Genomic DNA, 13571 nt, shown 5'->3' with positions numbered 1-13571 from the left:
TAACAAGAGAGCTAAACCATTAGGTTAGAAAAACACTCGCCCTCGCACGCCAACCACCAGCGCTGTATCTTCATTAGATAGCGCTGGATTATTGATAAATTGCACATCAGGGGTGAGCTGAAAATGATCGCCAAACTGCATGTTGTAGTAAAGTTCGGCGGTCACTTGATTATCACTACTAGCAGCGGAAGCTAAGAAATAATTCTCATTGATTTCGCTCCAGTTCACGGCAAAACCAAGGTTGTTTTTCGCGCCACCTAACCCGAAGTATCCAAAACCAGCACTGATCGATTTTTGATACAAAGCCACACCACCATCAGAAAAACCGCCACGTACGAATGGCATGATTTGAGGCGTTACAAAGGTGCTATACGAGAAATTAATACCTTTTCCGTCTTCGCCCTTAGAGCCAAAAGGGTCAATGTTGTGGCGGTCTGTGGCATCCATATGCCATAAAGTCACATGAAAATTCTCTGTAAAAATTTGCTGTTGTGATGCCGTCCAGCCTAGCTCTAAAGTAGTGAAATAGTCACCATCACCGACGGTATTGAAGCCCTCAAAAATATCACTGGAATCGCCTTTGGCATCCGCAATACCCGCAATCACATAAAAGCTGTCGCCAATCATATGACCTGCAGACAATGCCAAAATACCATCATCGGGCAAGCCCATAGCACCAGAACCCGTAGAAAAAGCGAGGTTTGAAAATCCAGTCCAAGGACTTGCTAATGCATAAGTATCAACGTAGTTGGTCACATCTTGCCAACCAATCTGGATAGTACCTCGGCCACCATTGATCTTTTGCTTCCAGTTAAGATCCGTTACCCGAAACCCTTGATCACTAAATGCGGGTGACATCAACCCCATATATCCCAAGGTATCAGGATTTAAAGGATTACCCGTAATCCCGGAAAAATCCTTAGGAGCATAATCTGAATAAGCATGCCGATGTTCAATCTTCCAAATTAAGCTACCAGTATTGCCAGACTCACGACCCACTAGGCTCCATTGACCATACAAACGAGCGACACCTGAAGAAGCGGTCACATCATCACCAGTAGCCCCATTGCTACTTGCCAAGCCTTTAGCAAAATAATCCGCACCAAAGGTAAAGCCGTGTGCAGACAACTCTTCTCGCCAGTGCTTTTGCTCGCCCTTTTGCGCAGCAATCGTGTTCTCTACAGAATCTGGGCCTTCAAAATTTGCGCTTTCAGCAAAAGCCGTTGCTGATGCAAGTACCGTTACAATTGCTAAGCAAGGTTTAGAAAGTCTAGAAGTCAAAGCCATGTCACACCCTTAGTATCTTTATGATTTAATTATAGTTTAGCCTTAATAATAAGACTGCGACGCCCTTTATGCGTCACTCATTAAATGATTTAGTTCATTTGATACAGTTCTACTTCCTGCGCTGACATCTGGTACACAGTCTCAACATTGCTTGCGCCATCGCTGTAATTCACATCAGCGGCTGTAGCTTCATTAAATAGTTCACCTTCAACCCATACTGGCGTTTGCAAACTCACCAGTTCAATGCCTGCTGGATATTCAACGAATACAATCTGATTAGGTGGTGGCGGTGGCGTATGAATGCATGCGCCTGCTGTAGGGACTAGAAAAAACTTAGTCACCTTATTACCGTCAATTTCAACAGGAGTAATAAACCCAGGTATACGATGAGGTTTATTAAGCACACCTTGATTCGGTAAGGTGGCAAGTTTCGTGCGCTGCTGCATGATCTTTTCTCGCTGAACAAATAGCGCGTCTACATCAATGTTAGATTTTGCAAAGTTTTCTTCAAGTTGCGCCATCTCTTTTTGAGAAGCTTCAGACGGTTTGAACCCTTCTACTTTTTGAGCATCGCGATAACGAGCAATGGTGCCTAAATCATAAAGCTGGTTTGAATCCAGCGCTGCAAACGGGTCTTCTACTGTGTCCACTTGAGGAAGCAAGTCTTGCCAAAATGTAGGTTCCATCTCCTCGGCAACAACATTTAATGAGAACAACAATGCACTTCCAAGTAGGATTCGTTTTAACAATTTCATTTACAAACACCTCAAAAAGAAGGCAGAGCTCTAAACCCTGCCTTGTTACTTAACAACGTTACTTAACAACGTTTCTAATCAGCTAATAGGAACGGGATTGATTACAGCTTGTTGCGGTAGATTTTGCCGTCTTTCATTACAAGCTTGATAGTTTCAATCTCTTTGTACTCAGGGTCCGCATCAAACCATTTTTCGGTTGCACCAATTACTGACATATCTTCCAATGGGTTACCATCCACTAGAATCATGTCTGCAACAGCGCCTTTTTCAATCACACCCAGTTTACCTTGCGTTGTTCCGCGAGGGCCGGACATTGCAAGCATTTCACCCGCAATAGACGTCATTTGTTTTAGTACTTCGTAGTTGCTGCCAAATGCTTGTGTACGCCAGTAAATCTCATAACGACGTGCACGCTCGGCATCTGAATTCACGCCCACATAATCTGAAGCAAAGACTACTTTTACATTGTTTTTAAGTAGACGTTGACCATAGTCACCGTACGCCTCTTGAAGTTTCGCCACCATAGGCAGTTTATCGGCTGGCATCAGAGGGTTCTTAGCCAAATCTGGCGATAGTCCCCACATTTGCGGCACTACGTAACCACCCTCTTTCGCAATACGCTTCATCGTATCGTCGTTAATAAAGAAGCCGTGCTCGAAGGTTTTAACACCGCAATCAAGCAAGCGGTTCACTGAACGATCATTAAATGTATGAGCCGCAACATAGGTGTTCCAATCTTTGGCAGCCTCTACAATGGCACAGGTTTCTTCCACTGAATATTGAACCGTATCAATTGGGTCAAAACGTGATGAACCACCACCACCCGCCATGATTTTGATTTGAGTCGCGCCGTTTCGTAAGTTAGTACGCGTTGCTTGCTGCACTTCAGGTACACCATCAGCTACCGCGCCAATGCCCATACGTTCGAAATTAGATAAGTCGCCTGCTGTTTTTGGAGAGAAACCTGCATCATTACGGTCTCGGAAGTCACCATGCCCTGAGGTTTGTGAGATAAATGCGCCTGACGGATAAAGGCGCGGCCCTTCCACATTCCCTGCTTCAATTTCGCGAGCCAAACCAAACGCTGGGCCACCCATATCACGCACTGTGGTAAAGCCATCTTGCAGATAACGCTCAGCTACCGTAACCGAGTTAATTGAGATATCTGTAAGGTCTTTGTTCTTCTCAATTTGGTCAAAGTGGTAGTTAATCATGATGTGCGCGTGGCCATCAATCAAACCTGGCATTAGCGTTTTACCCTCACCATCAATCACCGTCGCATCTTCTGCTGTGATTTCTTTAGCTGAAATCTGTTCAATTTTATTATCAACAACCATTACATAATGGTCTTCATACAGCTTGTCTTCTGTACCGTTGAAAACATCGACGTTCTTAAAAATAGTCGTTGCTGCCGAAGCTGAAAATGCGAAAGAACATGAAATTGCAACTGCTGAAAGTTTTAAAACGTTTTTCATTTGTGGTTTCCTAGAAAGCGTCTAACTTAATATCCATCGTGATTCGTCAGGTCTAATGACGGTATATCCATCTATCAATGAAGCTATTGTGCAGGTCTGTGTTTATTCCCTACTGTTACATCACCTTAATGATTAGAATTTGTTAATTAACTTCTGTAACACTCAACAACTTAAAATGGATATTAAGGACTTTGCGCTTTCAATAATTGCCATTTGATGACACAGGAAAATGAGCACTTTATTCTCGCCCTTTAGTAAGAGACTTTCTAAACGCGCTAGGCGTTAGGTTATAGCGACGCTTAAAGGCGCGCGTAAAGTGAGCGGCATCGGAGTAACCAAACTTATTGGCAATAGTGGTTAAGGATTCTTGGGGCTCTGTTATTGCATCGACAATGAGTTCAAAAGTCATATCTTCAATCAGTTCTTTGTATACCAAGCCTTCTTTTGCTAATCGGCGCTGCAAGGTTCTAACGTTCATCCTTAATATCTCTGCCGCCACCTTGACGGGTAGTTTTCCCATAGACAAGTAAGGTGAAATTGCTAAGCGAAAGGTATCCATAAAAGTTGGCTTATTGAACAAGATAGGCTTAATAGGATTTGGGTTAGATGACTCCCCATAAAAGTGCGGCCGGCGCTCCATTATAGATTCAGGGATCTTAATAGCGGTGGCTGTGCGCTGATAGATAAAGGTAACATTATGCAAAGTGGGCAAACTATTATAGAGATCACTATGCTCACTCACCAAAGCAATCTGCTCCGGGTTCCACGTTGTCTGAGTGATTGAACGAATGAACTCCACCATAAATAAAACGGAAAACACTTCAGCATCTTGATACCAAGACTCTTTGTGCCCCAGCTTTTCTCTAACTAACCACCAGGAACCAGCAACAAACGTTGGATATACCTTTGCATTTGGAGAAGATAGTTGAACAAGTTCAGTCAATTCGTGGCAGGCGTCTAAAACAGATTCATGTTCAGAAAGTTGCGACACAAAGGTAGGCATATAACTATTGCGGATCCCTTCCCAAAAGATGATTCCCAACTCATCCTTTGTGTAGTGTGAACCTAAGACTTCAAGCGCATTGAGCACTGCACTTTCTGGTAAGCAATCGTAGTTGTTGGCGCTATTAATGTCATTGGGGATGGTTGCTTGACGAAGAAGCTGATAAGCATCTGCATCGATTTGCATTAAAAGATCGACGAAAAACTTAACGTCATCTAGTCGAACAAGGTTGATATGCTGCTCTGCCGAAGTCATTCCCTTTCCTAAGTAAATCCAATCACTAGTATGAGGATGGCAAATTCAACTAAGAATTCAAATACCTAAGTGGCGATTCTTTGAATGATCCCATTAATTAAGCTTGTCGAGATCTCGACAATATTGATCGCTTTTTATTCAAAAAATGCTCTAGCCGATTACAAAAACGGCAAACAGTTCACAAAGCGAGGATTTGTGCTTGAACCCAACCGCGCTTATCGCTAACATCAGTCTGGTTCAAGAAGATGGGTCCGTAGCTCAGTTGGTTAGAGTACTACCTTGACATGGTAGGGGTCGGCGATTCGAATTCGCCCGGACCCACCATCCTCTTGCGTTGACATGCAAATTGAACAACAAAATTTGGGTCCGTAGCTCAGTTGGTTAGAGTACCGCCTTGACATGGCGGGGGTCGGCGATTCGAGTTCGCCCGGACCCACCATCTACTGTTGCATATTAATGCACTATTGAACAATTTGGATCCGTAGCTCAGTTGGTTAGAGTACTGCCTTGACATGGCAGGGGTCGGCGATTCGAGTTCGCCCGGATCCACCAAATTCAACAATAAAGCCAAGCACTTAGCTTGGCTTTATTGTTTTCATAAAAAATAACCTGACTGAAAGTATTGATTTAATCATTCAGTTGATGATTTTTAATCTATGTATATTTATGCGTATCTACTTTTTTTTCGAAAAACGATAATTTGTTAAATATATGATTGTGTCCATCTTGTGTCCAAAATTGTGACCATTTTCCTTTATTTTTATCACTCGTTTATCACTCGCCTACCTACTACTCAAGTCTTTACAATGTAACTATAGATTCCTTGCTTACTGAAAAATCCCCCAGAACTATTTTCATTTTTTTTAACTTGTGATTAAACAAATCTCAGCCATCAAAATTTGAACTATCATCCTCACTCCAATCACTTTGATTAACAAACTCAATACAACGAGATGAATATCAAAGTACAAAAAACACATAGATACTCAAAAAAATACCGCACTCAAACCAGTCAAAGTGCGGTACGCCATTATTTGATAATGTCTATATACAGTTCACATTCATAACTCTCTTTGATTAAGATAACAGAGCCGTTTATATGTTGAACTTATCCTAGATTGCATCGCCCACAATAGCCAAGTAGGACTCCCTGATTTATGGTTATCTTTGCAAATATGTAGGGCTTTTAGAATCCCGAGAGCAACTGATTTAATAAACTCATGCTCCTTCGGATAAGTGTCAGGCCAAAGCTCCATTCGTTCTTGAATTAATTCATAAACCTCATCATAAAGCCAATTTATCTCATCATGCGTCAGAAAAACAAAGTCTTCCGTTTGCAATATGTCACAACAAAGGCTAGTACAATGTACGGCTAGCGAAGAGTACTTCATAGCTCACCTCCCTCGTCGCTATTGGTTTTTAATAGTTTCTCAAAAGCACTACCATCTTGACGGGTAAGGTTAGGTACGAACCGACTGTATATTTCAAATAACATTTTTGTCGTAGAGTGCCCCATCTGACGAGCAATCCACTCAGGAGCTTCACCCGCAGCTAGCCATAAAGTCGCCGTTGTATGACGAGTTTCATATGGACGACGATAGTCAATGTCCATAGCTTTCAGTGCCGGTTTCCAAATTCGCTCGCGTACATTCTTTTTATCCAGAGGGTTTCCCACTGTATTACAAAAAACAAACTGACACTCACCAGTAACATTTTGCTGAGAACATAAAGCTTCAAATACGATTGAAGACATTTGAATATCTCTATTAGAGCCAATCGTTTTGGTCGTATCCATCCTCCCATGAACAAATGTTTCACGGATTGAGATTATGCGTCTATCAAAATCGACATACTTCCATTTCAAGCCATCTATCTCTGAAGTTCTCATCCCAGTAAAAAATCTGACTTTGTAGTAATCAACAAACTCTGGTCTTACTACACTAAGAAACCTACCTACTTCATCTAAGCTAAATGGATGAACATCGCGCTTTTCAACCCGTAACTGTTTAATATTCTGAAATTGAGCTTTAAATTCATAACGGTCGGCTGCTTCATTCAATATCATTCTTAATGGCGTCATAACATGGTTAATAAAGTCTGCAGATAGTCTTTTGCCATTAGCTCGTGGTTTTACTAATGAGGCTCGATATTTCAAAATATCGGGTCTGGTTATTTTATCTACCGATACATCACCAAAATATGGGATTAAATAAGATCCGAGGTATAAGCGTATACTTTCTTTGTAACTCTCTTTCCAGCGTACCTCGTTTTCTTCGTACCATTCTTTTGCAAAGTCATCAAAGCGGATTGTAGCAATACCCTGCAATTCATTCGAAGCAAGTTCATACTTACCAAGAATTTCAGCTTTATGCTGTTTTGCAATAGCATCTATTTTCACAAACTTATTCACTTTTTGTGAGCAAGGGAAGCATTCACTATAAACAAAACAACCTAAACGAATATCTGCGTCAATTTGATTAAGTAATTTTTGAAGTTTGCGACGATTTGCTTGAGTGTCAGATAGCATTGTTTGCTCTCTACACCTAATCCCTTGATAACGAAAATCGATGAATAGCTTACCACTTCGTACATTAACACTACCCATTACACACTCTCCCACCCGCCATTGGGATGTAAGAAGCATTTCTACAAGCTGATTGATATAAATCGAGCTCGATCTCTTCCCAAATGTATAAAATTTTCCTACCATTAAAAGGTCGGATGTAATGCTTACCTTCGATAAAAATGGAATCTCGTAGAGAAGAGTTAATGTAGTTGGCGCTAAATTTTATTCTCTCTGCGAGTTCTTTGCTTGTTAATAAAGTTTGATCCATATGACCTCCTTTTTTGTCTTCACAAGACAAATAATAGGAGTCAAAATAGTTCTTATCAAGACGGTTTTTATATCAGTAAAGAATAATAATTTGATTAGATATAAGATAAAGGAATTAATAGAGGCAAAACCTCTATACAACGGAAGAAAAGTCACTTTGAGCTTTCTTGCTGAGCATGTCGGAGTTCAAAGTTCTGCTATGTCTAAAATTGCCAATAATAAAGGGTACAATACAAGCATGACTACAATTGAAGCCATTTGTAAATTCTTCGATTGTAAAATTGAGGATGTGGTTGAGTATATTCCTAATTGATAACCTTCTGACGTCAAGTCATAAAAAAATGACTTCTTTTGGTTGTTCTATCATTAATAATGCTGTTGCATTTCTTACTCTTTTGCCCAACAGATGTAGCTTGTCTAATGCATCTCCCCTAAGGAAACTATGAAATGAGTATGTACTTGTATCAAACGGATAGAACTAAAATATTAAGACAAGGTAATACCATCACAATAAAAATGGACGTCACTCGAAATGCTATAAGTAGCTCCACTTTTTGCACCATCAGAGTGAATACAGATTTTGTCATAAAGCTCAGTAACTAAAGCGCCCTTTATCTTGCTATGAAAGTTACTCCGAGAAGTTTGGATTACATCTTTACCAACCCCTTTATTTACAAGTTGTCCCTGCTTCCAACATCCTTCATCCTCTAAGCCTAAGCTCTGGTAAGTACGAACATCAGCTTTAAGCACCTGCAGTATGTCTAGATATTGCGCTGCATATTCAAGGTTTTCTTCAAAGTACCTATCTGTTGTCAATTTGCGCCCACTTTGAGCAAGTATGAACAGATAAACTGCAAGCTGTTTAGCCGTCAACTTAATGGTTACACCAGCAACTTCAATCGAGCGCTCCTTGGTAAATATGGATACCTTGGTTTCTGTGCTGGCTGCGCTGTTCAGCGCTGATACAGTTTTAGAAAAAGAGTAGTTTTCAAACTGATTGAAGATGCACGGATCTACTTGTTTTCGCATCCTTACAAAAGGGATCTCAGCCAAAGTTACTTTCGCATCTCTCGTGTTAATGACCTTTTTCTTGTCCCGGCCAACAATATGTTTGTCATAAGGTGTTGGATAGAAAAAATCTTCAACAAATTCAAAATCATCATCAACAAACACATGGCTAAGTACATCCTGCTCGCGACCATACAACGACATGGCATAGCCCATATAGAAAGCCATTGTTTTTCGTCCACCAGCGATAGAAGCATGGATAGATACAGAATCATCAGACGTTAAGTCTGCCATTTTCTGGGTGATGAAATCCGCCATAATAGATTGTTCATCCTCCCCTTTTGCGTCCGATAACGCATTACCTTGCTCATCTGTGATTAACCAAATATTTTGTTCATCAAACTTTATGTTCGGTAAGGAGTAATCTTTTAGCAGTGATTGCCAATACCCTTGCTCAAACAAACCTTCAACTAATACTTGCTTTGAGTTTTCTGTTGTTATTACGAATACCTCCTCAGGCATCGTTTTTCCCTGATAGTATAAAGCGTATATGGTTTCAGTCAGTACTTGTGGGCTTGCACCAGTAACAGCAACTAGAATATTTTTCACTATTTTCTCTTATAAATTAGTTAATTGCGTAGCTATGATCTCACATATCTGGTTGGCTAAAAGTAACGATCAGCTCTTGAGTAAGGGATACTGCCAGACTGGGATCTGGTCATTATCTATCTCACCCAGTAGTTGATGACCTCCCAGTATGACGTGGTTCAATCCTAGGTAGTTCCATCCCGCATAGTAAAGCTTAGGGTATTTATGTGATTGGTAGCAAACTCCTAAGCGTTCGTTACAGAGCAATAGCTCCATGACATGCGACTCCTGTACAAACGGGCTTTTTCCGGTAATTAGCAGCAGAGTTGCGGACTCATACTTGTACAGTTTACCTTGTTGACATTCAGGACTAGGGTCACTCAACACAACTACTATCTGTGTGTACTCAACTAAAAAAACTTGGTTTACTCATCACTTACTCCCGTAATACTTATAGTATTCGCTCCAAAATCACCTGTTAGGTACATCCGCAATGCATATAACAGATCAGGTGTGTTGAGGAACATTTCCGGCTTTTCAATTTGAAGGCTGATTCGGGACTTTAGCTCAATGTCACTATCAAATACTATTCTAGAAATATCATCTACCAAGGTCACATATTTTTTGGTCAAATCATTATCTGGAGCGAAAACCATTTTGAACTCTTCATCCTCAATCCCTCGGCTTCTAAGGAGAGCAAGAAGAAGCTCCAAATGCTTACAGAGAGTCGCTACCTGATATCCTTTTCCATCATTAACAACCTTCTGAAAGTCGAACTCAAGGCAACCATATAAGTTATCGGATAAAGCTTCGAGATCCTCTTTAGTCAATTTGTTGATCAATGTTTTGGAACGCCAAAGGGCTATCGACAAAACCTCCATGGTAATGGATCTGGTTAGGCCCTCATTATCAATGGGGTTGATAGCATTCTCCAATAGCTCTTGTTGGTATGGCAGTTCGGCATTACCGATGGCGAAAGCAATGTTCTTGTGGTACCTCCGCAAAAGATTTTTATCATTCACAGCTTCAAGAAGTCGGGAACCAACAACCTCTGGGGCATCCTTATGTTGGCAACACAGAAAGAAGAACAGCTCCTCTTTTAAAGAGTCCGGCATATTTTCTGACTCAATTATTGATATAATTTTTTGAGTACCTTCGAATATCGTGTCTCTAAAACTATCAGGCACATCTGACTCTGAAAGGGAGTGGTCATGATTCCAGATGGTTAATGCTGGAAATCGGAGACTTTTAGATAAGAAGCAGCTCTTTGGACTATCTGTACCGATTGTCACATCTTCTGCTGATGATTTTCCTTTCGTATCTTTTACTTTATAAAATGAGAGTAATTCACCACGTTGTGGCAAATCTTGATCCTTTCTCAGATGCAACGAGGTCTTGTGAACAAACACATCATCAATAAAGCAGAAAACATTACCTTTTCCTTTGTCTATCCACTTAGGTATCAATCCGGAAACACGGCCATTGTGTGAGATATCAGAGATTTTTTCGATGTCTCTTTTGACCCAGTCCAAAAGGTCAGAGAAGTTTTTGCCATCCTCTTTAGGAAACTCCTGAAAATCTAACCAGCTTTTACGGGCTGGAAAATCTGGAACCGGCAAGTTATCAAGATCGGCTGCCCCACACTCTGATACTGAGCGCCATTCAACCCGAATGGATTTAAAACCGGGTTCCGCTGAATCTAACGGAATGAATTTTAATTCGTATGGATCATCTGCTCCATAGGTGTAGGTCATCTTCAGCTTGCAGGCCGTGGCCGCTTTCAAAGGGAATGCTGGCGACTTCAGGTATGCAATAAACTGCATTTCTTTATTACCTTCTCCCTGTTGCAGAGGAAAACTGTAATGCGTTTGTCCGGCTGGAAGAGTAAATGACTCTTCTACTGGTATATTCACAGTTCTGCCACGTTGCGGTGTTACTGTCGCATCTTTTACCAAATAGAAATTTTCAAAATGGCCATCACGTACAACTCTGATCGACAGCTTTGGAAGATGATCACGCCAAAGGGCAATGTCATCAACTTCCTCTTGCCATCTGTTTAAATTCTGGCAGCCTTTAATTGTCGACCATGCAGACCCCAGCCACTTGTAATCCATTCGCACATCAGGTTTCCTGATTGTATCCTCAAGAGGCAGGATAAAAACACCAACTCCCCGACAATCCCTGTTTGTAGAATTCAAGTAGTCACTGATAGCGTCGTTTGAAAATAGATTGAGATCTAAATCCTGAGTCAAAACATCCCGAATAGAACCCGATAAGTGATACCAGTGCTCATTGGTCACAAAGGATACATTCCCGGAGTCATTGGTTAAACCATCAAAGCCGAACAAATGGAGGAGCTCTTCAGATGTCTGGCAGGTATTACGATCAAGATTGCGAGCCATAGCAATATGAATGCTTCTGTTTGGCACATTAATCGTAGGATGTCTTTCCCAGCTGATGCCTTGTGTCTCAGGCAATTTTTCGTCCAGCTCTTTTTGGTATATTGCCTGAACTGGGGTTATTGAAATGCCGCCGTCAAATGAATCAACTACCAGCACAAAATCATTCTCTCGGACTTTGTCCTGTAGAAATTGCTTCGATGATTGCCATGCAAAGATAGCAGCTATGCTGTGGGGAATAGGTGTAGACTCATTAAAGTAAAAATTGACGCTTTTTCTTATTCCCTCCAGAGCGAAGTCATTGCCCCAATCAGGGACAAGATAGGTCAACTTGTCTACCTTAATATAATCACTCAACTTTTTTGTAAAAAACATCGATGCACTAATTTTGAAGGCATCGGACAGTGTTGAGCTATATGAAAATAGACTCAGCATGCTTATAGTTTGAATGTCGGATCGCAGAACTATTGCCGTTGCACTGCCACAATCAATAATTTGTTTCGTGCCGTCCTCATGTATCCAAACTTGCTGAAGCAACCTGAACGGTAGATGTACCTGAGAACCAGTATTATTCGTGAATGCGGGACGGATAGAACACAGATCCACCACAGAGCTATCCATCCGTATTGAGCCACTTTGATTATTAGTCGGTGCAGAGTATTCAAACGGGGCATCTTCGATTAATGACAGTATCGCCTTCGGTATCCCTTTGAGAGATGCTACCTCTATTTTTATTTTCTTTTGTGCGCCCTGAGTTTGCTCAATAACAAGATTCCCAGAAACGATCTGTAATAAGTACTTATCCTCACAGACTTGTATCTTCCATTTATCACCCGTCAAATTGAAATCGACAGGGATGATTTCTGCTGGAAGAGTTATGTCGTCAGCACATTCGCCCTGTCGGTTACTGCCGATAGTAAAAGAAAGTTCATCTCCAATAGATAATGAATCGAACGCTAATTTTTTTGAAAAATTGCTTTTATGAAAAAATAAATCGCCGCCACTTTCTCGTGTTACAAAGCCAAATTTTTTTTCCAGGTTTATGGTTTTTATCTTGCCTTTAAGCTTGGAGTCGCACGCAGAAAACAAAAATCCTCGGACAGGTAATTCTGGAGCTATAGAAAAACTGTCATAATCAAGACTGACCGGTTGCTGAACTATCCGGAAGCGACCACTATGGCTAAGCATGGAAAGGGTACTCCAATAAAGAACGCTGAGGACATCCCTATTGACTCTTTTGCTATCCTCTATGATCTGCTCATCGATAGCTTGAAGCCAGAGCCATCCATCCCAGACCTTCCGATAACGCTTATTCTGTAGAAGCGTGTTGTTGGGCGGAAGATTGCCCCAATTGCCAATTTCAGTGGCATCTTCAGTTCTAAGCCAGCGTTGAAGGGAAACAAGCAGTTCCTCGCAGGTCTCTTCTGTCGTTGCAGACAAAGCAATCTGTCTTTCAATCAGAATACGCTCCAGCCGAGATAGAAAAGCTCTTAATAGTCGGTTTTCTGCTGTATCAACACTCGATCTCCTTCTGACAGCCTTCATATAAGGTTTACCGGAAAGCTTCTCTCGGAGTGTTCTTCCCGGCCGACGGCTGAGCCATTGAACACTGTTGCTGTCAACCTCTCTTGCTGCATATATAGGCAGCATTGCATGCTCTCGTAATATTTTATCCTGAGTATGCTCCATGATTGCCAGTACAGCTTCTTTTGTGTGCGACACAATACGATATAAGCGCTCCTTAACCTCTCTATCTGGCTGTGTATCCTGCATCAACGTCGCCTCTGCCCCTAAAAATTCCATGATGCTCGTATGCTGAGCATAGCCAGAGATAGGATCAAAGTTCGTCATATCAGTAAGCCAGTTGCGTGCTAGTAGCATCAAAGCGGCCTTGGATTTAGTTTCATCATGACTCTTCAATGCTTTGTAAAAAGACTCGATAGAGTCAATCTTTAAGGACCCCCCCAT

At 41.3% G+C, this 13571-nt stretch carries 8 protein-coding genes and 3 tRNA genes; 4 read left to right on the top strand and 7 right to left on the bottom strand.

Annotated elements, in window-relative coordinates; all coding sequences use genetic code 11:
• Positions 1–24 precede the first annotated feature (24 nt).
• The 4 genes from VHA01S_RS08315 to VHA01S_RS08300 form a co-directional block, all read right to left on the bottom strand.
• Positions 25–1287, bottom strand: coding sequence for a carbohydrate porin (locus VHA01S_RS08315; RefSeq protein WP_023403914.1), 1263 nt, complete (start codon positions 1285–1287; stop codon positions 25–27).
• An 89-nt stretch (positions 1288–1376) separates the two neighbouring features.
• Positions 1377–2042 carry a DUF3299 domain-containing protein gene (locus VHA01S_RS08310; protein ID WP_023403913.1) on the bottom strand — a complete coding sequence of 222 codons (666 nt, stop codon included), beginning with the start codon at positions 2040–2042 and terminating at the stop codon, positions 1377–1379.
• Between the two features lie 101 nt (positions 2043–2143).
• Positions 2144–3517: a metal-dependent hydrolase family protein gene (locus VHA01S_RS08305; protein WP_023403912.1), complete on the bottom strand. Its 1374-nt coding sequence runs from the start codon at positions 3515–3517 to the stop codon at positions 2144–2146.
• A gap of 238 nt (positions 3518–3755) precedes the next feature.
• Entirely contained in the window at positions 3756–4775 is a 1020-nt protein-coding gene (locus VHA01S_RS08300; protein ID WP_023403911.1) for a helix-turn-helix domain-containing protein, read from the bottom strand.
• 247 nt (positions 4776–5022) lie between these two features.
• Between VHA01S_RS08300 and VHA01S_RS08295 the strand changes: the two genes are divergently transcribed.
• The 3 genes from VHA01S_RS08295 (at position 5023) to VHA01S_RS08285 (ending at position 5327) form a co-directional block, all read left to right on the top strand.
• Positions 5023–5099 (top strand) — tRNA-Val (locus VHA01S_RS08295).
• Positions 5100–5137: 38 nt separating this feature from the next.
• Positions 5138–5214: transfer RNA gene (locus tag VHA01S_RS08290), tRNA-Val, on the top strand.
• 36 nt (positions 5215–5250) lie between these two features.
• Positions 5251–5327, top strand: a tRNA-Val gene (locus tag VHA01S_RS08285).
• A gap of 835 nt (positions 5328–6162) precedes the next feature.
• On the opposite strand, the gene VHA01S_RS08275 is transcribed toward VHA01S_RS08285, so the two are convergent.
• Complete coding sequence (locus tag VHA01S_RS08275) at positions 6163–7380, bottom strand: site-specific integrase (protein WP_023403909.1); 1218 nt, start codon at positions 7378–7380, stop codon at positions 6163–6165.
• 229 nt (positions 7381–7609) lie between these two features.
• On the opposite strand from VHA01S_RS08275, the gene VHA01S_RS08265 reads away from it, so the two are divergent.
• Positions 7610–7921: a helix-turn-helix domain-containing protein gene (locus tag VHA01S_RS08265; RefSeq protein ID WP_255209307.1), complete on the top strand. Its 312-nt coding sequence runs from the start codon at positions 7610–7612 to the stop codon at positions 7919–7921.
• 173 nt (positions 7922–8094) lie between these two features.
• Here the strand turns inward: VHA01S_RS08265 and csm6 are convergent, their stop codons facing one another.
• Together csm6 and VHA01S_RS08250 are read right to left on the bottom strand one after the other, a co-directional pair.
• Complete coding sequence (gene csm6, locus VHA01S_RS08260) at positions 8095–9225, bottom strand: CRISPR-associated ring nuclease Csm6 (RefSeq protein WP_023403906.1); 1131 nt, start codon at positions 9223–9225, stop codon at positions 8095–8097.
• Between the two features lie 404 nt (positions 9226–9629).
• Entirely contained in the window at positions 9630–13571 is a 3942-nt protein-coding gene (locus VHA01S_RS08250; RefSeq protein ID WP_023403904.1) for a DUF2357 domain-containing protein, read from the bottom strand.

This window comes from Vibrio halioticoli NBRC 102217 (assembly GCF_000496695.1).
GTDB lineage: Bacteria > Pseudomonadota > Gammaproteobacteria > Enterobacterales > Vibrionaceae > Vibrio > Vibrio halioticoli.
The sequence above is the reverse complement of the archived record's forward strand: the minus strand, read 5'-3'. Positions and strand labels throughout refer to the sequence as shown.